The sequence below is a fragment of the Aquimarina sp. AD10 genome (assembly GCF_003443715.1).
Classification (GTDB): domain Bacteria; phylum Bacteroidota; class Bacteroidia; order Flavobacteriales; family Flavobacteriaceae; genus Aquimarina; species Aquimarina aggregata.
The window spans coordinates 3,593,943-3,615,212 of record NZ_CP031965.1 but is presented as its reverse complement, the minus strand read 5'-3'; the positions used below and the strand labels follow the sequence as shown (position 1 = coordinate 3,615,212).

20 protein-coding genes are annotated in these 21,270 nt (G+C 32.0%); 14 read left to right on the top strand and 6 right to left on the bottom strand.

The window, feature by feature from the left end:
* Positions 1–37 precede the first annotated feature (37 nt).
* From D1816_RS15000 to D1816_RS14990, 3 genes are read left to right on the top strand one after another with little or no spacing between them, the layout of a single operon-like run.
* Positions 38–1,411, top strand: a complete 1,374-nt coding sequence (locus D1816_RS15000; protein WP_066319986.1) for a hypothetical protein — start codon at positions 38–40, stop codon at positions 1,409–1,411.
* A 26-nt stretch (positions 1,412–1,437) separates the two neighbouring features.
* Positions 1,438–2,661 (top strand): aromatic ring-hydroxylating dioxygenase subunit alpha, encoded by a 1,224-nt coding sequence (locus tag D1816_RS14995; RefSeq protein WP_118503866.1) that lies wholly within the window; start codon positions 1,438–1,440, stop codon positions 2,659–2,661.
* A gap of 21 nt (positions 2,662–2,682) precedes the next feature.
* Positions 2,683–3,549 (top strand): acyl-CoA thioester hydrolase/BAAT C-terminal domain-containing protein, encoded by an 867-nt coding sequence (locus D1816_RS14990; protein WP_118503864.1) that lies wholly within the window; start codon positions 2,683–2,685, stop codon positions 3,547–3,549.
* Positions 3,550–3,618: 69 nt separating this feature from the next.
* Here the strand turns inward: D1816_RS14990 and D1816_RS14985 are convergent, their stop codons facing one another.
* Both D1816_RS14985 and D1816_RS25750 read right to left on the bottom strand, forming a co-directional pair.
* Positions 3,619–4,308: a LuxR C-terminal-related transcriptional regulator gene (locus tag D1816_RS14985; RefSeq protein WP_118503862.1), complete on the bottom strand. Its 690-nt coding sequence runs from the start codon at positions 4,306–4,308 to the stop codon at positions 3,619–3,621.
* Between the two features lie 355 nt (positions 4,309–4,663).
* Positions 4,664–4,801, bottom strand: coding sequence for a hypothetical protein (locus D1816_RS25750; RefSeq protein ID WP_158597725.1), 138 nt, complete (start codon positions 4,799–4,801; stop codon positions 4,664–4,666).
* 689 nt (positions 4,802–5,490) lie between these two features.
* Between D1816_RS25750 and D1816_RS14980 the strand changes: the two genes are divergently transcribed.
* Together D1816_RS14980 and D1816_RS14975 are read left to right on the top strand one after the other, a co-directional pair.
* Positions 5,491–7,194 carry an AraC family transcriptional regulator gene (locus D1816_RS14980; RefSeq protein WP_118503860.1) on the top strand — a complete coding sequence of 568 codons (1,704 nt, stop codon included), beginning with the start codon at positions 5,491–5,493 and terminating at the stop codon, positions 7,192–7,194.
* Positions 7,195–7,280: 86 nt separating this feature from the next.
* Positions 7,281–7,757, top strand: a complete 477-nt coding sequence (locus tag D1816_RS14975; protein ID WP_066320364.1) for a thioesterase family protein — start codon at positions 7,281–7,283, stop codon at positions 7,755–7,757.
* Here D1816_RS14975 and D1816_RS14970 read toward each other — a convergent pair.
* Both D1816_RS14970 and D1816_RS14965 read right to left on the bottom strand, forming a co-directional pair.
* Complete coding sequence (locus D1816_RS14970) at positions 7,749–8,642, bottom strand: DMT family transporter (protein ID WP_066320003.1); 894 nt, start codon at positions 8,640–8,642, stop codon at positions 7,749–7,751. The genes D1816_RS14975 and D1816_RS14970 overlap by 9 nt on opposite strands.
* A 4-nt stretch (positions 8,643–8,646) precedes the next feature.
* The gene (locus tag D1816_RS14965; protein ID WP_066320005.1) at positions 8,647–8,994 is read right to left on the bottom strand and encodes an arsenate reductase family protein; all 348 of its coding nucleotides are present in this window, start codon (positions 8,992–8,994) and stop codon (positions 8,647–8,649) included.
* 235 nt (positions 8,995–9,229) lie between these two features.
* On the opposite strand from D1816_RS14965, the gene D1816_RS14960 reads away from it, so the two are divergent.
* On the top strand, positions 9,230–9,685 hold the full coding sequence (locus D1816_RS14960) for a DinB family protein (RefSeq protein WP_066320007.1): 456 nt from the start codon (positions 9,230–9,232) through the stop codon (positions 9,683–9,685).
* Between the two features lie 89 nt (positions 9,686–9,774).
* On the top strand, positions 9,775–11,259 hold the full coding sequence (locus D1816_RS14955; RefSeq protein ID WP_118503858.1) for a serine hydrolase domain-containing protein: 1,485 nt from the start codon (positions 9,775–9,777) through the stop codon (positions 11,257–11,259).
* Between the two features lie 6 nt (positions 11,260–11,265).
* On the opposite strand, the gene D1816_RS14950 is transcribed toward D1816_RS14955, so the two are convergent.
* Entirely contained in the window at positions 11,266–12,045 is a 780-nt protein-coding gene (locus D1816_RS14950) for a DUF3298 and DUF4163 domain-containing protein (protein WP_118503856.1), read from the bottom strand.
* 115 nt (positions 12,046–12,160) lie between these two features.
* On the opposite strand from D1816_RS14950, the gene D1816_RS14945 reads away from it, so the two are divergent.
* The 7 genes from D1816_RS14945 to D1816_RS14915 all read left to right on the top strand — a co-directional run bounded on the left by D1816_RS14945 (position 12,161) and on the right by D1816_RS14915 (position 20,768).
* Complete coding sequence (locus D1816_RS14945) at positions 12,161–13,300, top strand: cystathionine gamma-synthase (protein WP_118503854.1); 1,140 nt, start codon at positions 12,161–12,163, stop codon at positions 13,298–13,300.
* A gap of 103 nt (positions 13,301–13,403) precedes the next feature.
* Positions 13,404–14,747, top strand: a complete 1,344-nt coding sequence (gene gdhA / locus D1816_RS14940) for an NADP-specific glutamate dehydrogenase (RefSeq protein WP_118503852.1) — start codon at positions 13,404–13,406, stop codon at positions 14,745–14,747.
* Positions 14,748–14,837: 90 nt separating this feature from the next.
* Positions 14,838–15,362, top strand: coding sequence for a DUF4136 domain-containing protein (locus tag D1816_RS14935; RefSeq protein ID WP_118503850.1), 525 nt, complete (start codon positions 14,838–14,840; stop codon positions 15,360–15,362).
* Between the two features lie 327 nt (positions 15,363–15,689).
* Positions 15,690–16,880 (top strand): DUF5018 domain-containing protein, encoded by a 1,191-nt coding sequence (locus D1816_RS14930; RefSeq protein ID WP_118503848.1) that lies wholly within the window; start codon positions 15,690–15,692, stop codon positions 16,878–16,880.
* An 81-nt stretch (positions 16,881–16,961) separates the two neighbouring features.
* The gene (gene recO / locus D1816_RS14925; RefSeq protein ID WP_066320032.1) at positions 16,962–17,681 is read left to right on the top strand and encodes a DNA repair protein RecO; all 720 of its coding nucleotides are present in this window, start codon (positions 16,962–16,964) and stop codon (positions 17,679–17,681) included.
* A 4-nt stretch (positions 17,682–17,685) separates the two neighbouring features.
* A complete protein-coding gene (locus tag D1816_RS14920) occupies positions 17,686–20,094 on the top strand; it encodes a TonB-dependent receptor (protein WP_118503846.1) in 2,409 nt (802 codons plus the stop codon).
* A gap of 20 nt (positions 20,095–20,114) precedes the next feature.
* Positions 20,115–20,768 carry an HAD family hydrolase gene (locus tag D1816_RS14915; protein WP_118503844.1) on the top strand — a complete coding sequence of 218 codons (654 nt, stop codon included), beginning with the start codon at positions 20,115–20,117 and terminating at the stop codon, positions 20,766–20,768.
* Here D1816_RS14915 and D1816_RS14910 read toward each other — a convergent pair.
* Entirely contained in the window at positions 20,765–21,259 is a 495-nt protein-coding gene (locus D1816_RS14910; RefSeq protein WP_118506269.1) for a nuclear transport factor 2 family protein, read from the bottom strand. The two genes, D1816_RS14915 and D1816_RS14910, sit on opposite strands and share 4 nt — an antisense overlap.
* Between the last annotated feature and the right edge of the window lie 11 nt (positions 21,260–21,270).

Genomic DNA, 21,270 nt, shown 5'->3' with positions numbered 1-21,270 from the left:
TTATCAACTAATCAAAACACACAAAATTCTAGTACAAATGAATACTATAATAGAAAAAAAACCAGACGAATTATTTAAATCTCTATGCGTTCTTGCCGCTCAAAAATCTTGGGGAGAGGCTAGAGATGCTGCAGAACAATTGGCAAATCGAGGAGCACAAGGAGCTTGGTTAGATTTGGCATTTGACTTGGCAGATGGATTAAAAAGCCTATATCAAGTAACAGACGATTTGTTTTCATTAGGAGAACGGTCTTTATCAGATACTGAAATAAAAACAATAGAATATGCCAGAAAATGGGTGGGTACGCAATTAAATATATCTGCGCCAACATTGATCATTGAAATTTGTACTGAAGGTACGCCACTTCATGCCATTACTGGGATTAATGGTTTTGGATTTATTGCGGCCAGTGAAAATGCCTTACAAGATAAATCACTTTTGGTGCATGAAATTACACATTGCTCTTTAATGTCAAGGTCTTTATTTTTAGATGAAGGATTGGCAACTTTATTACAACATCGTTTTAATGAGAATGAAGAATTTCTACAAAAACAAAAATATTGGGATCGCCCTAGTCTTGCTGCACTTGTAGAGACTGATTGGAGTAATGATCCTTATTTTTCGAAAATTATTCCAACTAAGAGTGACTCTTCAGACTTGTCTGATCAGGATTTGAGAGTTCATGAATTAGCGGCCCATCTTATTGCCAAAATTATTAAAGAGAAATCATTGTCTTTTTTAGTAAATAACTGGTCTTCTCTTAAATCACAATTGCGAGAGGGTAGGAGTGCTGTCGTTATGAAAGAAATTTTCTCTGTAGATCTCTGGAAAATTGATACTGAGTTTTTTGTAACCAAAGCTGCAATAATTAATCCACCCTCAGATAGATCTTTAACAGATGTTTCTGTTCAGGTTCTAGCAGAAGAAGATAAAGAAACAGCTGCAATTTGGTTACCATTTGCAAGAGTACAAGCGTACAGGAATGACCAGGGACTGGTGGCCTTAATAAAATTACTCATTGTTTTGGGCAATAACCGAGAAGATCCTAATGCAGGTTCTGTTTATAGAAGTGAAGCTTTGGTGGCCATCGATTGGTCAAAATCTCGAAATATAGATCAAATGTCTATTGCAATTTTTAATGCATATATCTATGTGTTAAAATTGCGTAGTGCAGGTCATGCTATTGCTATGCGAACTAATGGCATTGAAGCACATAAGGCATTTCGTGAACTTTTGTCAAATTATCCAGAGAATCCCAGTGTTATCATAGCTAGTGCCAGAACGCAAATACGATCAATACATGATTTTATGCCAATTAGTGACTGGCGCGAAAAATTAAAAAATTTACATTCTGATCCATTATTTTCTAGGGCAGTTGAAGAATTATTAGCCCACTCACGATTTTTATAATATCATCTCTTTAAAAAAAAGAATTCATGGAGAATTTTAATACTGACGTATATACAGAAACCGAATTTGTAAAGTCACTGCCGCGACATGCATACACCGATGACAATATTTTTAAAAAAGAACGACATACCTTATTTAGATACTTACCCGTAATGGCTTCGCCAAGTTGCTTATTACAAGAAAAAGGTAATTATTCTGTAACCGATATTGCATCAGAGAGTATTATCGTAGTTAGAGATAAGGAAGGAGTTATTAATGCAATGGCAAATACTTGTCGCCACCGTGGTAAACGATTGTTAGAAAAGACGTGTGATTTAGAACCACAACAACGAGGACTCAATTCTGTTGTTTGTCCATATCATGCTTGGCGTTATGACTTAGATGGTAAATTGATTGTTGCCAGAGGAGATCAATCTAACCATTCTTTTAGACATTTATGCTTACGCAAATTGCAGGTTCAAGAATCAGCGGGATTGGTTTTTTATCATGGACGTAATAAGGAGTATCTGCAGCTTCAAAAGCTAGATGCTGTTTTGGGTGTTTTAAAACTAGAAGAAGCAAAAATTCGAGAAAGAAAAACCTATACTGTAAAAGCAAACTGGAAACTATGGGTAGAGAACTTTTTAGAGTGTTGGCATTGCGCACCTAATCATCCAGAATTATCCGAGGTAAAAGGATTTATTAATCAATTTGAAAATGGTAGAGATGATTTATATCTAGAAGATGATTTTAATTGGCGTTCTCAAGCATATACTAAAGGGTGGGTACCTCCTCAAGATCGTGATTTTGAAATGGATGAAGATTTATTCAATTTTAATGTAAGTATGCCTCTTGGTGGAGGTAGAAAGACAGCTAGTAAGATAGGTGAAAGAATGGGGGCTACCCTGGGAGGTGCCGATGGACTAGAAGGTGGAGCAATTTTTGGAGGAATAGGACCATTTTTATTTTACATGGCTTATGTTGATTATGTAGTGCTGTTTTGTATTCGACCTCAGTCTACGATGCAAACCGAGGTAGAATTGATCTGGTTAACCTCTAAGGATTTTCAAGCTCCTGTCGAGGAACTCACGTGGTTATGGAACACAACCATACAACAAGATATTACATTAGTTGAAGAAACCCAGCAAGGCGTAAACTCATTATATTATACACCAGGCCCGTTTCAAGCAGATGAATACCGCACGCAGGCTTTTACCGCTTGGTGGCAGCAATGGAAACAAAGAAATGATCAGGAACGGGTAAAGAAATAAAAAACGTATTCTCAAAATATAATGGTAACAACTTTACATAAAAGAGATAATGAATTCACAATTGATAGGATTGACGATTTCGAAAAGTTTGGTTTTATAGCAGATTATTATCCACCAAATACAGATGGGAATTATGCTGTTGTAGTTCTTGGTGGATCCGAGGGTGGCAAACCGACATATCTTGCAGAAAAAATTGTTTCATTAGGATATGCCGTACTGTCCTTGGCATATTTTAATTTCAATAAATTTCTTCCTAGTGAATTAGAAATGATACCTTTAGAATATTTTGAAAATACAAAAAAATGGATATTATCAAAAAATGAAATTCGAAAAGATGGTCTAATTTTGGCGGGTTGGTCAAAAGGAGCAGAATTGGCTTTAATTTTATCGTCGCGCGATCAAATTTATAAAGGTGTAGTTGCGATAGGTCCAAGCTCTGCAGTATGGCCTGGAATTATTAAAAACTGGCATCGAAAGCCTAATTCTAGCTGGAGCATTAATAAAAAACCTTTACCATTTGTCTCTTTTGTCATACAGAACGAAGCTCCAAAAAAATTGGTTGATTTGTATATGAGATCACTACAAGTTTTAGAAGATTCTAATAAGGAAACGATAGATTTTGATAAGATTCAAAATCCAGTTTTACTTTTAAGTGGAAGTCTAGATATTATTTGGCCATCAGAAATGATGGCTGGATATATTTGTACAAAATTAAATAAGCTTAATCATATCAATCGACCATTATGTACTCATTTTAATTATAAAAATGCAGGGCATTTGTTAGACGAAAGGTTTGATTTAGGTGGAACTAAAGAGGCAAACCATAAAGCCAATATCGATTCAACCAAGAAGATAAAGGAGTTTTTAAAGAGTATTAATCAAATCTAAAATTATAAAATCAGGAAACATAAAATAATCTGGTTTAAATACTTTCTTGCTTATGCAACTAGAATATAATTATGAGTAACCAGAAATCTCTATTTCCTCATTAAGTAAGGCAGTAATAAGAGACTTGTATTCAATTAAAAATAGTGATAATCTTCCTTGCCCCATAATATCAAATTTTTCTGCAATATGTTGTCGGTGTGTTTCGATTGTACGTTTACTATTATGTAAAATCTCACCTATTTCACTACTGGTTTTTCCTAAAATAATAAATTTGATAACTTGAATTTCTTTTGGAGTAAGTGTTTTAAAACTACTCTTAATAAAATAATGATCATCTTTGTATTGATTTATTTTCTCTCTAAATTCATTACTTATATAAATCTTTTTCTCACATACTTTTTTTATACAACTTATGATTTCTATTTTTTTGGAGTTTAGATACAGAAAACCAAGAATACCCTTAGTATAAAAAGATTCGAATACTTGTTTAGAAATAAAATTAGAAACAAGGATAGTTTTTATTTTTTTTAAATTTTTAGTATTGTAATTTATGATTAAACTAACAATTTTATAAGGTATGGTATCTAAATTGATGACTAAAATATCTGGATTATGCTGGGTTAGAACTTTTGATATTGATTCGTTATTACTATTCTCATAGTTGATTGTGAAATCTACATGAGAGTATTCACTGGCAATTTGCCGAAAACCTAGTTTAGTCATTTGGCAATTATCAAAATGTAAAATTTTACAAGGCATAATTAATAGGGTTATATGTAGATGCTTTTGTGTAGAAGTATCTATGTTAAATAATCAAAGCATCTAGTTTTAGATTAACCATATGTGCAATTCAATACTATGATTGTTGAATTTCTATAGTTGATCAATAATGCTTTTTGTATAATTGATAGAGATGATGTGAAATCCAGATAGATTTATTACCACAATTAGATGACTCAAAGGTTTAAGTGCTTAAAGTTTTTTTGAAAAGAAGAGAATTACTGTTTTTTCCTTGTAGTAGTTCACCTTTATATTTCTTATTTTTTAATATGTTATAGTATAGAATAGCATTGTTAAGATTCTTAATTGTTATTTTTTTTAAGCAAACTAGTTATTACTTACAAACAGGGCATTGTGGGACATCACTTTTGATATTATTTTTATTATTAATTCCTCCTCGAATAGTCGTTAAGTTTTTAAATGCGTATACCTTTATCTTATTGATTTTTAATTTACTGTTTGTGTTTCTCATGTAATAAATTTAAAGTTTAGTATTGGTTAATATCGGATTTCAAAGGTATATTGAACTTGTTGAGTGAAGTATAAAATTTAGAGATCATAGCACGTATTCTAGAAAACAGACGCAGTTTTTGACTTGTTTTCTAGAAAGCAAGCTTAACATTTAACTAATTTTTAAGAAAAGATGATGTAAGGAAAGAAAATCTTAAACGACGTACAGCATCCTAATTTATTTAAATTAGAATTATGCTCTGTTTTCTTAATCAAAAAGTATCTTTCCTATATTGGTATAATTTTTTAATCGAGGTCAAGAAGTAATAAAAATGATTTTCAAACGATTATTAGATAATTCCTTGTATTATTAACGATAGTATTGAATATATGCAAATCAATGAATTTTTAAAATGCATATTTAGTATAAATAATGTTAATAATCATATAAGTATTTGATATGGTGCCTAACATTTTGAATAACTATTAAAGCATAGTTTGTTAGATATTTAAAAGGAACTTAAAACCAACTTAAAACCACTAAATTTATGATTCTTCCCATAGATAGATGATTCCTCAAATAAACTGTAATCCCAAGTAAATTTTTGAAAAAAAAGACTATTTAAGCTAGGTTTTCGAAGTATTGCGTTAAGGGACATGAGATTCTTTTTCTTTTAAAACCAACTTAATTGAAATTATACCTTAAAGCCTATGAAAATTAAAGAATTAAACTTTTGTTTGATAGTGTTTTTCTTTTGTTGTTTAATCATAAATTCTCAAGAAAATAATCAGGTAGTACAAGATTCATTAAAAAAATTTACTTATCAAGATTTATACGATGCGTATAAACTATCCTCTAAAGACACTGTGAAGTCTTTAGTGTATTTAAATGCTTTTTTAGAAAAAGGTATTCGAGATAAGAATAAAATTAAGATCGCTCAGGCGTATAGTTTTTTGCACTTTTATCAAAAAAATGAAACCACAAAGCTTGAAATGCTAGATAAAGCAATACATCTAAGTAAGTACAGTGGACATAATTTTTTCCCTACAGTTCCATATTCATTTAAAGGAGGACATTTTTATAAAAAAGGTGATTATAAGAAATCGTTAGATAACTATCTTCTAGCCTTAAAATTTGCTCACAAAACGGGTAATACCGAGTATATATATATTACAAAACATAATATAGGAGAAATAAAAGCCAAAATCGGTTTTTATGATGAGGCACTACTTGTTTTAAAAGAATGTTATGAATATGAAAAAGATAAGAAATCAAAAGATATATATTCCTACCTATCGTCTATAGTGATATTAAGTGAAACATATACGAAGGCAAACAAGATCGACTCCTCATCAATTTTTATTAATAAAGGAATTAAACTTGCAAAAGAAAATAGTAAAGAGATTTATAATAGACTAATACTTAATGCAGGTGTAAATCTATTTTATAGTAATAATTATGATAAGGCTTATGATAGTATTCATAAGTCTATTACATTTTTAAAAGGGATAGACGATAAATCGTTTTTAATTACGGGTCATTTCTATTTAGGAGAAATAGAGTTAGATAAGGGAAATGAAGAAGAGGCTATGATACATTTCAAGAAAGTTGACTCCATTCATGAAATAACCAAAAATCCGTCAGAAAAAATCAGAAAAACGTATGAGCATTTAATAAAATATACCAAATCTAAAGGTGAGTTTAATAAAGAATTAGTCTATATAGAAAAGCTATTAAAATTTGATAGTTTAACAAAAATTAATAATACGTATATAGAAGAAAAAATGGATAAAGAGTATTCTACTCTAGAGTTACTCTTCGAAAAAGATAAAATTATTGGTGGGTTAGAAAATAAAAATTTCACAATGCTAATAATAGTTATCTTTTTGACAGTGTTATTAGCAATTGGTTTATTTCTTTTTAATTACGATAGGCATAAAATTAATCAAGAAAATTTTGAAGAATTTTTAAACGCTAATTCTTTAGATAATGCACAAAAATCTGAAAACGCAAAAGTATCAAAAGAAGATTATGTTTTTAAAATACCAAAAGAAATAGTAAATAGAGTGTTACATGATTTGATTAATTTTGAAGAGAAAGAATGTTTTCTAAAACCTGATATTACTTGTGTTTTTCTGGCAAAAGATTTTGAAACAAATCCAAAATATTTATCTAAAATTATACATCACTACAGGCAAAAAAATTTTAATACGTATATAAATGACTTGCGAATAGACTATATCATCTCTAAATTAAATGAAGATAAAACGTTACGACAATATACTATTAAGGCAATAAGCGAATCATGTGGATTTAATACTAGAGATGCGTTTTCTAAATCATTCTATAAAAAAACAGGTGTTTATCCTTCATATTTTATTAAAAGAATAGAAGATAATGATGAGCCAACTTAATTTTTTATAAACATATCATAAATGCAATAGTGGTTATATTGACATAAACAATGTTTTGTATTTTTGTCGCTCATAAAATAGAAGGGATGTATTTAAAAGATTTTGAGATTAGATGGAATGATATCGATGCGAATCGACATTTGGCAAACAAAGCATATATCGAATTGGCAGCACATACAAGAATGTCTTTTTTAACAGAACAAGGGTTTGATAGAGGCTTGCTGGGGAAATTAAATATAGGACCAGTGGTATTTTATGAACATATCTATTATTTTAAAGAAGTTTTTTATGGTAAACCAATACAGGTTTCTCTTGAGGTCTCTGGATTAAGTGAAGATGGTAAGTTTTTTGAGTTTAGACATAATTTTTATGATCATAAGGGAAGAAATTTTGCACAATGCGAAATGATGGGGGCTTGGATGGATTTGGGTGAGCGCAAATTAATTCCGCTACCAGAACAAATATTGCCATTTATGGATAAAATTGAACGCCCAGAAAATTTTAGAATACTTACCAAAGAAGATACTCGAAAATTTGCCAAAACTCCGGTAGATTTAAGCTAACTCTTTTGGTTTTTTAGTTACCAAATACAGCCCGACAAAGATAAGTAGTGTTGCGACAATTTTGATAATATCAAGAGAATCTTTGCCCAAACCAATAGCAAATACCGAAGCTAGCATTGGCTGCAAATAAATAAAAAAAGCTACAGTTGTAGGTTTTAGCTCTTTTATCGCAAATACATTAAGTATATATGTGCCAAAGGTTGCAAAAAGAGTAACATATCCTATTTTTAAATATCCTTCTAGAGGAATGGCATTTGGTTGCACTTCAAGTAATTGAGAAATTCCAAAAGGAAAAACAAATAACAAACCAAAACCATACATCCATTTCATTATAGTAAATGGATGGTATTTTTGCGTAATTTTTTTAACGATAATAATATAGCATGCATATGAAGCAGCATTAACAAAAACCAAAAAGTTTCCTAATGTAGGATTAGTTGCCGTTGTCGTATTTCCTGATCCATATAATATGATGAGTAATGTGCCTGAGAGACCAATTAAAACTCCTATGATTTTAGGTGCTCTTATCTTTTCTTTTAAAAAAATTACAGCAAGAATTAATACAATAATTGGTGCGGTAACCATTAAAACAGAAGCACTAATAGGGGTGGTGAGATTCAGTCCTTCAAAAAAAGCAAGCATATTAATACCTACTCCAAATATTGCAGCTGCAGCAATTATACGAAAATCACTTCGCTCTATTTTTTCTTTAGGCCCCAGAAAACTAATTGCCCAAAATAATATAAACGCGCCAATAACTCTAAACAAGATAAAACCAAAGGGTTTCATGTAATGTGGCATTACATCTTTGGCTATAGTATAATTAGCTCCATAAAAAACAGCTACAAAACTTGCAGCAATAAGGGCTAGAGTTCTTTTACTCATAAATCTAAATAGCTTCCTTAGCGGCTGCTACTACTTTTTTGCTATTACCAATAAAAATTTGATCATTTAAAATAATAACAGGACGCTTTAGAAACGTGTAATGTTCGAGAATTAAGTTTTTGTAATCATCTTCTGACAATGCTTGATTTTTAAGGTCTCGCTCTTTATACAATCTAGCACGTTTACTAAACAATGCTTCATAACTACCAGCAAGTTGTTGCATTTCGTTTAACTGATCATTGGTTATTTCTTCAGTTTTAATATCCTGTAAAATAATGTCAGAAGAAGGAGCTAATTCGTTAAGTATACGCTTACATGTATCACAGGTAGATAGATGATATATTTTTTTCATTAGTTTAAAACTTTATGGTTTTATATGCCAATTCATATAAGTAACCTATTCAATTTATATAGAGATATATTCCAAATGTAAAAATCATCACAAAGGAAAATCATTTCAGAGTTAAAACTCCTATTTTTGGCGAAAAATTATGAAATGGGTTTGATCCTTTTTTGTCGTTATGAACGTTAAGGATCGATAAATAATTTCTGATTTTTGAAAAACAATACATAAACAAATACATATCATGCAAGATCCAATCGTAATTACTAGAGTTAATCGAAAGCTAATCGAAAAAATACTAGATAACCATACACTTGAACAACTTAACAAAGTTCCTGATGGTTTTAGAAACAACTTGATCTGGAATATTGCTCATGTAGTTGTAACACAACAATTATTGGTATACAAATTGAGCGGTTTACCTATGATGATAGAAGAGGAGATGGTGAATTTGTATAAAAAAGGTACAGAATTTTACAGAGAAGTAACTGCAGAAGAGGTGTCAAAAGTAAAATCGTTATTATTTAGTACTTTAGATAAAACCGAAGAAGATTTAGCCGCAGGTATTTTTAAGAACTATAATGAATACGAGACGAGTACAGGATTTGTGTTAAAATCTGTTCAAGATGCTCTTAATTTTAATAATTTCCACGAAGGAATTCATTTAGGATATATTTTGGCACTAAAGAAAGCTGTGTAAGTTAGGTTTATAAAGATCAGTTTTTTCTATAAATCATTTAGTAAGTGATTACAATGGTAGTGTTTGAGTATAGACAATAAAAAATAAATATGAAATCACTACCAAAATTTGTTTGCATTGCTTTATTAATTTTTAGCTGTGCTAAGAAAGAAAAACCGCTTTTTGATAGCGCTAATAAATTCGAGAATGAACTTCAAAGTCTACAAGAATTTTTTCATATCCCGGGTATTGCTGTTTCTGTTATAGAAGGTGATAAAACTATTTATCAAAACTATTTGGGATATGCAGATGTAGCATCACAAACAAAACTGGATAGCACATTTGTTTTTCCGATAGCGTCTATTACAAAGGTGTTTTCTGGAGTTTTGATGCAGAAATTAGTTGAAGAACAAAAAATTTCACTGGATGAACCAATACAAAAATATGTTCCGCAAATAAATGCTCCAGATTCAATTTTAGTAAAACATGTTTTGTCACATACTTCTCAAGGAGAAGTGGGAAAAAGATTTTATTATAGTTCAAGATTTGGAATTTTAACTGCCATACTAGAAAAAGCTTCAGGAAAATCATTTGATGAATATATGAGGTCAGAGATACTAGAACCTTTGGCATTACAGAATACACATTTGCTTAGAGATTCTGTGCAGGTAAATCAGGATAATTTAAAAATACCTACCCCATATATATTAAATAATGGAACCGAAAAGGGGTTTGTTGATTATGGATATTCATCTTCGGCAGGTATAGTTACAGACTTAAACGATTTAAAAGTCTTTAATAAAGCTCTTGATGATAATACAATCATTTCTGAAAAATCAAAAAAATTAATGTTTTCGGGCTTAAATGAAAACTTACCGTATGGGTATGGAGTTTTTAGTCAACAGTTTAATGATTTAGAACTAATTTGGGGATATGGTCAGTATGATTGTTATTCAAGTTTATGGTTAAAAGTGCCTTCAAAGAATATAACATTATTGTTGTTAGCAAATAATAATTTATTAAGTGATCCTGCGCGATTAATTTATGGGGATGTTACTACATCACTTTTTGCGCTTAGTTTTTTAAAGAACTATATCTATCAAATAGAGGATATGGTTTTGTTGGAATCAATAGAAGGTGTAAAGAGTAAGAAAGCCTATAAAAACCAGGACTTCTATACCAAAAAACTGTTGGCACAAGCACTAGCAGAATCATTTATGGCAAGATTCGATACTTCAAAAATGCAAACCAGTGCAGCTTTGTTAGAAAAAGTGTTCTCAGAGTCTCCAGATTACCTAAACTATGCAAACCTGAACCTATTGCATAACCTTACTTTTTTAAAAGATGTGGCCTTTTATAAAGACTTAGGAGAATTCAATCAATTTGATAAAAAAATAGAAGAGGTAGGAGAGAAAGTATTAAAAGAAGATCCTGAAAACCCATATACAAATGTTTATATGGGAGTATATTATGATAGAAAAGGAAATATTGATAAGGCACGTAATCATTTTCAGGTTTTAATCAATGCAGAGAACTTTTCAAAAAACTGGTATACTATCGAAGCCGAGAACTGGCTTAAAAACCAGAAAGATTAGATAGTTTTATTCAATATTGATGGCAAAAAAAGATGAGATCTCTTTTTTATCCAGCTTTAGCACTACCGGTCCTTCTGCATAAGAACTGATTTCGTATTGGTTATAATGCAAGATGATATCTGTGGCCGTAAAACCAATATTTTCTGGTAATTTGAAAGTTTCATTCTCGAAGAAAAATCCTGTACTATTGATAGAAGCTGTTTCAGGAATCTCAAAATTCTGTCTAAAGACTTTTTCGACATAGTTTTCAAATTCACTTGGATCTTTTAAAAGCTTTCGATTTGGTATTCGTTTGCCCGTCTTTGAATCTATATTAATAAAAGAAAGACTACTGTATCCATGTGCACCTCCAGTAAAAATATAAGAATCTATACTCACAGAAATTAGCCCTTGGCATGTAAAACTAAGTTTGCAATCAATAGAGGCTTCATACGGCACCGTTTCGTCAGGAAACTCATTACTAATTTCTTGATATGAACGGTTAAATTGATGTATTGCATCGTTCATGTTTTCTTCAGAAGCTTTTTCTTCTGTATTAAGTATAGAACAGGCAGCTTTTTCTATTTCTTTGTTAATGTCTTTACAAATTGGTCTGTCATCTATGACCTGAAGTAAATTAATTTCTAAGGAAGCACAGTCAGAATCTTTACAACTAGGTAGGTTGTCAACGGTAAAATTTTGTTTCTCAAAAGTGAAAGTTTCGTTGGTTGTACAACTATAGATCAAGAGGAAAATTCCCAAAGAAAAAACAAACTTTAAAAGGGTGTTAGGTTTTGTGTTAATCATCTACTAAAAGGTAATCATTCAAATATGATTAGAATGAATTAAATCATACATTTGTTTAACTTTTTAACATAAAAAAAGACAAGGTAGTTTATTCTTGTTAAAAATATAGAGCTACATGAAATTTAACACTAAAACAATTCATGGAGGACAGCAGGATGACCCGGCTTACGGAGCAGTTATGCCACCAATTTATCAAACATCAACGTATGCTCAAACTACTCCAGGCGGACATAAGGGATTTGAATATAGTAGAACACATAACCCCACAAGAAAAGCATTAGAGGATTCTTTTGCTAGTATAGAAAATGGAAAATTTGGATTAGCTTTTGGATCAGGATTAGCGGCAATAGATGCTGTGATTAAGTTATTAAAACCAGGTGATGAGGTGGTTTCTACGAATGACCTTTATGGGGGTACATATCGTTTGTTTACTTCAATTTTTGAAGGCTTTGGTATCAAATTTCGGTTTATCGGTATGGAAAATGCAGATAATGTAGAAGATTATATTACCGATAACACAAAATTAATTTGGGTAGAAACACCAACAAACCCAATGATGAATATAATAGATATCAAGGGTATTGCAGTGATCGCTAAAAAACGTAATGTGTTGTTAGCTGTAGATAATACCTTTGCTACACCGTATTTGCAAAGACCACTCGATCTTGGTGCTGATATCGTTATGCATAGTGCAACAAAGTATTTGGGAGGACACAGTGATGTGGTTATGGGAGCATTGGTCGTAAAAGACCAGAGGTTAGCAGAACGATTATATTTTATCCAAAATGCTAGTGGTGCTGTTTGTGGACCACAAGATAGTTTTTTAGTATTAAGAGGAATAAAAACACTTCACATACGCATGCAAAGGCATTGCGAAAACGGAGAAGCAATTGCAAAATATTTAAAAAATCATCCTAAGATAGAAAAAGTATACTGGCCCGGTTTCGAAGATCATCCAAATCATAAGATTGCCGTTGCCCAGATGGACGGATTTGGAGGTATGATCTCTTTCGTGCCAAAAGGAAGTGATTATGACCAGGCGATTGGGATTGTTGAGAATTTGAAAATTTTTACACTTGCAGAATCTTTAGGAGGAGTAGAAAGTTTAGCAGGACATCCAGCAAGTATGACACATGCTTCTATTCCAAAAGAAGAAAGAGAAAAAACAGGAGTAGTTGATTCATTAATACGGTTGAGTGTTGGAATTGAAGATGTTGATGATTTAATTGCGGATTTAGAACAAGCGATTCAATAAACTGTTATTAAATTGAAAAAAACAAACCTCTTTTTTTAAGAATATCATATATTTGACCTAATAAATCAACTTTTAGATAAGAATCTATTAATATCATTAACATATGCAAGCAAAAATAGATGCATTTATGGAAGAAGTAAGAGCTCGTAACGCACATGAGCCAGAGTTCTTACAGGCAGTACAAGAAGTTGCCGAAACAGTAATTCCTTACATTTCTTCACAAGAAATTTATAATGGTAAAAACATTCTTTTACGAATGGTAGAGCCTGAAAGAGCAATTATGTTTAGGGTTCCTTGGGTAGACGATAAAGGAGAAATTCATGTTAATAGAGGATATCGTATCCAGATGAATTCTGCTATTGGTCCATATAAAGGAGGATTGCGTTTTCACCCCTCTGTAAATATTAGTATTTTAAAGTTTCTTGCTTTTGAACAAGTATTTAAAAACAGTTTGACTACACTTCCTATGGGAGGTGGTAAAGGAGGTTCTGATTTTGACCCTAAAGGGAAATCGGATGATGAAATTATGCGTTTTTGCCATAGTTTTATGAGTGAACTTTTTAGACATATAGGCCCTGATACAGATGTTCCTGCTGGTGATATTGGTGTAGGAGGTAGAGAGATAGGTTTCTTATTTGGTATGTATCGTAAGATGCGTAATGAGTTTACAGGAGTTCTTACAGGAAAAGGACTTACTTGGGGAGGTTCTCTTATCCGTCCTGAGGCGACAGGGTATGGTACTGTGTATTTTGCACAGAATATGTTAGAAACTAAAGGAGACTCTTTTAAAGGAAAAACGGTAACGGTTTCTGGATCAGGAAACGTTGCACAATATGCTACAGAAAAAGCAACACAACTGGGAGCCAAAGTAGTAACACTTTCAGATTCTTCAGGATATATTTATGATAAAGACGGTATTGATGCAGAAAAATTAGCTTTTGTAATGGAGCTTAAAAATGTAAAAAGAGGCCGGATTAGTGAGTATGCAGATAAATATCCATCTGCAGAGTTTCATAAAGGACAAACACCTTGGAATGTAAAATGTGATATTGCATTACCATGTGCAACACAGAATGAATTGAACGGAGAAGATGCTAAAACACTAATAGGTAATGGATGTCTTTGTGTAAGCGAAGGAGCTAATATGCCTAGTACACCAGAAGCAATTACAGCTTTTCATGAAGCAAAGATTTTCTTTGCCCCTGGTAAAGCTTCAAATGCAGGGGGTGTGGCTACATCTGGTTTAGAAATGACGCAAAATTCATTACGTTACAAATGGACTCGTGAAGAGGTAGACGAAAAATTAAAACAAATTATGGAAGATATTCATTCTGCATGCTTAGAATATGGAGCAGATAAAGATGGATATGTAGATTATGTTAAGGGAGCAAATATCGCAGGCTTTGTAAAAGTTGCTGATGCAATGCTAGCCCAAGGGGTAATTTAATTTTGTTTTTTAAATAAGACTAAAGTCGTTTAGAGCATGCTCTAAACGACTTTAATTTTTGTTGCTTATTTTTATAAGAAATTTCTTGCTATGAAATATGCTTTTTATTTGTTTCTGATGTTGTTAATATCCTCTTGTGGTATAACTAGTACAGTTCATGATTATGATGAACAACAAAATTTTTCAGTATATAAAACGTACAATTTTTTTCCTAAAATGGATTCTGGTCTTAATGAACTGGATCAAAAGCGACTTTTATCAATAACAGAAGCGGCAATGCAAGCCAAAGGATTTACAAAATCCGAAACACCCGATATATATGTAAATTTTAGTAGCATAATCACAAAAGAAGCTTCAAATAATAGCATAGGTGTGGGCGTAGGTAGTAATGGTGGTGGTGTTGGTATCGGTATCGGGGGTGCAATTCCTATAGGTGGACCAAGAATATTCCTAGAACTTACTACAGATTTTGTGGATGTAAAAAAAGATGCGCTTGTATGGCAAGCAGTAGCCAGAAAGCAATTTAATCCTAAAGATTCACCTAATGCGCATACCCATTTTTTCCAAAAGGTAATAGAAAAATCTTTTGTGAAATACCCTCCAAAAAAGAAATAGCGCGATAGTAAGATTAATATATGACCATGCTAAAAAACTTTTCTTTTTAGTCAAAACCTGTATAAGGTTAAGAAAACGGTAACCACTATATTATTATATAAATACAAGTACATCTTACGACTTGTTTTCACCTAGTTTTATTCTCTTTTAATAAAAATATAGTAATAAGGAACACCACTTAATTACTTGGCTTTTCTTTGTGTTTTTTTGTTTTAAAAAAAGATAAAAAAAACAAAAATATATGGTAACGATAGGTTGTTTAGTGACATTAATACTTGGGTAGTAATCTCAATTATTAAATCATAAACATTTAAAACTTAAAACTGGATGAAAACAAAAATTAAAAACGTATTTAAAATAGCAGTACTCATGCTGTTGATTATTAACATCTCTTGTGAGGGAGAGGGTACTTTAAGTAATGAAAATGAAATAATTTCGTTTTCGCTTACTGCAGGAGATTTTACCAAAGATTTCGAAACAAACAATGATGTTATAGAAGGTGTAGTTCCTTATACTATAGATGGTTCAAATATTAGTTTAAGAATAACTATTTCTGAAAAAGCGACTATTGCTCCAGATCCTAGTGCAATAACAACCATAGATGGGATTGCCAATTTTGTAGTTATTGCAGAAGATGGAACAAAAAGAGAATATGTGGTCGATATAGAAAGAGAGTTAAGCCCAGAAAATACAATCGTATCTTTTGAAGTTAAAACATCTCTTTTCGACACTAACGCAGATATTGATAATGAAACTGGAACAATTAATCAAAGAGTATTGCCAGGTACAGTTTTGACTGATATAGAAACAACTATTGAGGTATCTAATGGAGCAACTATAACTCCTGACCCAAAAACAATTTTTGATTATAGTAGTCCTGTCGCTTTTACCGTTACTGCAGAAAATGGAGAGACAAAAGAATATTTAGTAACACTGGCATTGATGGATGAAGAGTATATGATACAATGTGATATTACGAATGCGTTTAAATGGTTTGGAGGAGATGATAGGCCTACAGATCCAGATTTTCCAGAGGCGTTTGGAGATAGAAATGTCGGAACAGGACAGACTATAAGGCTATTAAAAGATTTAAATCCTACATCTTTTGGAGCACATTTTCAAGGAGCATTTGAATATGCAACAACTAGAACCCCATATGAAGGGGATTTTGAATTAAAATTGAATATCAGACGGTCTGATGGTACTATATTTGCTTCTAAAAACACACTGGTGAGTGGTCCATTTATGGGAGGATGGATTGATTTTGATTTATCTTCAATAAACTTATTATTAGAAAGAAACACAGATTATTATTTTACATGGTATTTGGTTGATGGAGAGGCTCTTGAAATTACTGCAAGTTCGACAGCAAATCTTGATGAAACAGAAGATGAATCTCATAATGGCGGTGGTTTTGCTGGTCAAGCCAGAGAAAGAGATAATGCTAATTTAGAAGATTGGAATACTTGGTTTGAACACGAGTGGCATTTTAGTTTTAGATTAGAAGGAAAGCAATAAGCGTTAAATAAAAACTAATTTTAAGATCTAAAGCCGGTTGATTATAAATCAACCGGCTTTTTTTGGTTATTTTCACCTATTATGATTATAAATTCTGAAGCAATAGTAATTCATTCTTTGCGATATGGTGAAGCAGACTTGATAGTGACTTTATTTACCAAGACTGATGGATTACGAACGTATTTGCAAAAAGGAGTTTTAAAATCGAAAAGAGGTAAAATTCGTGCATCATTTTTTCAACCCTTAATGCTTCTAGAAATTGAAGCGTTACATAAAAACAAGGGTACCTTAGAACGATTAAAAGATGCTAAGGTTATAAAGCAATATGCCACGCTACATACTGATATTGTTAAGAGTGCATTAGTCTTTTTTATTGCAGATATCTTAAAAAATGCTATTCAAGAAGAAGAAGCTAATACTGATTTGTTTGAGTATATCGAAACCGCTTTACTGTGGTTGGATTCGCATAACACAATAGGTAATTTTCACATTACCTTCTTGATTAAATTAACTCAATTTTTAGGATTTTATCCAGATACTTCACAGATATCTTTGGAATATTTTAATATGCAGGATGGCGTCTTTCAAAGTACGAATACTAATATATATTGTACTAACGATGAACATATATTTGAGTTTAAAGAATTTTTAGGCACAACATTTGAAGAGAGTATAAATATTAGATTGTCTAAAAATACACGAAGTGAGATTCTTACTATGCTATTAGTATATTTTGAACTACATTTGCACGGTTTTAAGAAGCCAAAATCACTTTCGGTTTTAAACGAAATTTTTAATTAGAGTAATGCGCTTATTTACCTCGGTTTTACTGTTATTCTTTTCTGTACAATTTGCAAATTCACAAACGATTACTGTGTTAAGCAAATCGTCAAACTCACCGATTCCTGATGTTACTGTTTACAATAAAGAAAAAACAAAAAGCGCTATTACTGATTTCGACGGACTAGTTGATATTTCTATGTTTTCTGATCAAGAAATACTGCATTTTGCCCATGTTTCACATATTTCATATACCATTCTAAAATCTAAATTGAAGAAAGGAAATAATAAGGTGTTCTTAGAGGCAAATGAAAATCAATTATCCGAAATTGTTATTTCGATTTCTAAATGGGAACAGGACAAAAAAGATATAGCACAAAAAATAGTAAGTATATCATCTGAAGATATTGAGATGTCGACTCCTCAAACTTCTGCAGATTTATTACAGAGCAGTGGGCAGGTATTTATTCAGAAAAGCCAGTTGGGCGGTGGTAGTCCTATTATTAGAGGATTTTCTACAAATAGATTATTGCTTACCGTTGACGGTGTGCGAATGAATACCGCAATCTTTAGAGGTGGAAACGTACAAAATGTGATATCAGTTGATCCTTTTACAATAGATAGAACAGAAGTGATCTTGGGACCAGGTTCTGTGGTGTATGGGAGTGATGCAGTAGGGGGAGTGTTGAATTTTTACACAGCACAACCAACTTTTGCCAGTGAAGGAGAGCATAAATTTAGTGGTAATGCCTTAGCAAGATATGCTAGCGCAAGTCAAGAAAAGACAGGGCACATCGATTTTAATATTGGTTTAGAAAAGTGGGCTTTTTTAACAAGTGTAAGTTATACTGATTTTGATGACTTAAAAATGGGAAGTCACGGTCCAGATGATTATTTACGAACAGAGTTTGTAGATAGAATTAATGGAGAAGATGTTGTGGTGCAGAATAAAGATCCTGAAAAACAGGTCTTCACAGGCTATAATCAGATAAATCTACTACAAAAAATACATTTCAAGCCTAATAATAAATGGGATTTTAATGTAGGCCTTATATATACTACCACATCAGATTATCCTAGATATGACCGTTTAATAAGACGTACAGATGGAGAGTTAAGATCTGCTGAGTGGTATTATGGGCCTCAAAGATGGGGGATGGGAAATTTTCAAGTATACCATAAGTCAGAAAGTGATCTTTATAATGAAATGAAAATTACAGCAGCGTATCAGTATTTTGAAGAAAGCAGAAATGATCGCGATTTTGGTAGTGATGTTTTGTCTAGAACTCAGGAACAAGTAGATGTGTACTCTCTTAATCTGGATTTTGAAAAGAAATTCAATGATAAGACATCATTTTATTACGGGTTAGAATACATATTAAATAATGTGTTTTCTGAAGGTTCTGAACGTGATATAGTATCAGGCCTCGTTAATGCAGCGCCGTCTAGATATCCAGATGGATCAACTTGGCAGTCTATCGCAGCATACGCAAGTATAAAGAATAAATTCAGTGAAAAATTAAGGTTTCAAGGTGGACTTAGATACAATAGGATCATTTTATACTCTCAGTTTAATAATGACTTTTTTAATTTTCCCTTTGACGAAGCTAATATAGATACCGATGCACTTACAGGTACCGCAGGTTTGAGTTGGTTACCAAATGATATACTACAGTGGAAACTAAACTTTTCTACAGCTTTTAGAGCGCCAAATATTGATGATGTTGGTAAGATTTTTGATTCAGAACCAGGTTCTGTAGTGGTTCCTAATCCTGACTTAAAGCCAGAATACGCATATAATGGTGAATTAGGATTAACTGCAAATTTTGGAAAAAAATTCTCGTTAGATTTAGCAACCTATTATACATATTTAGATAATGCATTGGTAAGAAGAGATTTTAATCTTAATGGGGAAACCCAAATTATCTTTGGAGATGAGTTAAGTAATGTGCAAGCTATTCAAAATGCTGCCAGGGCAAGAGTTTATGGTTTTGAAGCAGGAATGCGTTATGATTTTACTAAAAACTTTAAATTAGAATCGCAATATACTTTTGTAGGAGGAGAAGAAGAACTTGAAGATGGTATAACAAGCCCTTCCAGACATGTGTCACCTCAGTTTGGAACTACACGTTTTACATTTACCTCACAAAAATGGACCGTAGCTACATTTGCAGAATATAATGGTCAATTTGATTTTGAAGATCTAGCTCCTTCCCAACAAAATAATGCATTTTTATATGCTACCGATGAAAACGGAAACCCATACTCTCCTTCTTGGTATACATTAAACCTAAGAACACAATATCAAATTACAGATAAACTTAAGGGTATTCTTTCTGTTGAAAATATTACCGATCAGAGATATAGGCCATATTCATCTGGAGTAGCAGCGGCAGGAAGAAATTTCATAATGTCTTTAAAATATTCCCTTTAAAATTTACATACAACTAAGCTTTGAGAAATACTTTATTCATTTTTGATATTGATGGAACACTAACAGATAGTGTACCGATGTATCTAGAATCGGTAACTAGGTCATTAGCTGCACTAGGGATTGCTAATATAGATACAGACTATAATAATTATAAACATCACACAGATAGTTATGCGCTCAGGTATAATTACGAACGTAATTTTAATCAGGGTTTTCATGCTGGACTGCTTGATGATTTTGAAAATGATTTAGTTTATCAAATGAGCAGATTTGATCCAGTACGAGAAATAGAAGGAGCAAAATCATTAATTCAGTTTTTTAGAGAGCAAGAAGTGCCGTTTTGCTTTGCAACAGGTGCATTGCCAAAACCAGCAATGATAAAGCTTGATCAATGTGATATTTGGTATGATCAAAGTCTTTTATCCACTTCAAAAACTCATGAATCGCGAGAAGGCTTTGTAAACGATGCAATCCGAAAAGCTAAATCGTATTATGGTAAAAAGAATTTTGATCAAATTGTATCTATTGGGGACGGGCTTTGGGATCTTAAAACTGCCCAAAACTTATCTTTAGATTTTGTGGGAGTGGGAGATAAAAATAAACAAAAGCTTATCGCAGAAGGTGCAAAAAAATGTTTTACTGATTTAAACGAATTTAAAAAAACATTGGTTTAGTTTCTTTCCGCTCTTAATTTTTTCATTAAATCAGTATCAAACTTCTTTTTCATAGCCGTAATATCCTTAACATTGTCATTAGGGATAGCTATTGATAAAACATAATGCTTTACTTTCCAACCATTGTTTGTTTTTTGCATAATGCCGCTACCACGGCAAATACCCATTTGTGTATCTAAAAGCTCATCAAACCAGGCAATTTTTGCATCATCTTGGATAAAAATGTTTCTTTCTAATGTAGAAAAACTCCAAGCTTTTCCTTTATCAAAATAGGGTTTAGAAAATGCTTTAAAGTCTTTAAGATTCCAGTTTTCAGTAGGGTCAGTACCTATAAAAATGGCATCAGATGTCATTAAGTTAAAATAATTGTCAAAATTGGCGTCTGCAGCAGCTTTATGCCAGTTTTCTAAAGCCGTGTTGATTTGATCTTTTTCTTGCGAAAAACCAAAACCACAGATTGATAATAACAATAATAAGACTAGTTTTTGCATATTCATTCGAG

Excerpts from the sequence above, each read along its gene's own strand:
- D1816_RS14975 (WP_066320364.1), top strand. The coding sequence starts at position 7,281 with ATGTATTTAAAAGATTTTGAGATTAGATGGAATGATATCGATGCGAAT.
- D1816_RS14920 (WP_118503846.1), top strand. The coding sequence starts at position 17,686 with ATGCGCTTATTTACCTCGGTTTTACTGTTATTCTTTTCTGTACAATTT.
- D1816_RS14980 (WP_118503860.1), top strand. The coding sequence starts at position 5,491 with ATGAAAATTAAAGAATTAAACTTTTGTTTGATAGTGTTTTTCTTTTGT.
- D1816_RS25750 (WP_158597725.1), bottom strand. The coding sequence starts at position 4,801 with ATGAGAAACACAAACAGTAAATTAAAAATCAATAAGATAAAGGTATAC.
- D1816_RS15000 (WP_066319986.1), top strand. The coding sequence starts at position 38 with ATGAATACTATAATAGAAAAAAAACCAGACGAATTATTTAAATCTCTA.
- D1816_RS14910 (WP_118506269.1), bottom strand. The coding sequence starts at position 21,259 with ATGCAAAAACTAGTCTTATTATTGTTATTATCAATCTGTGGTTTTGGT.
- gdhA (WP_118503852.1), top strand. The coding sequence starts at position 13,404 with ATGCAAGCAAAAATAGATGCATTTATGGAAGAAGTAAGAGCTCGTAAC.
- D1816_RS14970 (WP_066320003.1), bottom strand. The coding sequence starts at position 8,642 with ATGAGTAAAAGAACTCTAGCCCTTATTGCTGCAAGTTTTGTAGCTGTT.
- D1816_RS14950 (WP_118503856.1), bottom strand. The coding sequence starts at position 12,045 with ATGATTAACACAAAACCTAACACCCTTTTAAAGTTTGTTTTTTCTTTG.
- D1816_RS14985 (WP_118503862.1), bottom strand. The coding sequence starts at position 4,308 with ATGCCTTGTAAAATTTTACATTTTGATAATTGCCAAATGACTAAACTA.
- recO (WP_066320032.1), top strand. The coding sequence starts at position 16,962 with ATGATTATAAATTCTGAAGCAATAGTAATTCATTCTTTGCGATATGGT.
- D1816_RS14945 (WP_118503854.1), top strand. The coding sequence starts at position 12,161 with ATGAAATTTAACACTAAAACAATTCATGGAGGACAGCAGGATGACCCG.
- D1816_RS14965 (WP_066320005.1), bottom strand. The coding sequence starts at position 8,994 with ATGAAAAAAATATATCATCTATCTACCTGTGATACATGTAAGCGTATA.
- D1816_RS14930 (WP_118503848.1), top strand. The coding sequence starts at position 15,690 with ATGAAAACAAAAATTAAAAACGTATTTAAAATAGCAGTACTCATGCTG.
- D1816_RS14995 (WP_118503866.1), top strand. The coding sequence starts at position 1,438 with ATGGAGAATTTTAATACTGACGTATATACAGAAACCGAATTTGTAAAG.
- D1816_RS14935 (WP_118503850.1), top strand. The coding sequence starts at position 14,838 with ATGAAATATGCTTTTTATTTGTTTCTGATGTTGTTAATATCCTCTTGT.
- D1816_RS14960 (WP_066320007.1), top strand. The coding sequence starts at position 9,230 with ATGCAAGATCCAATCGTAATTACTAGAGTTAATCGAAAGCTAATCGAA.
- D1816_RS14955 (WP_118503858.1), top strand. The coding sequence starts at position 9,775 with ATGAAATCACTACCAAAATTTGTTTGCATTGCTTTATTAATTTTTAGC.
- D1816_RS14990 (WP_118503864.1), top strand. The coding sequence starts at position 2,683 with ATGGTAACAACTTTACATAAAAGAGATAATGAATTCACAATTGATAGG.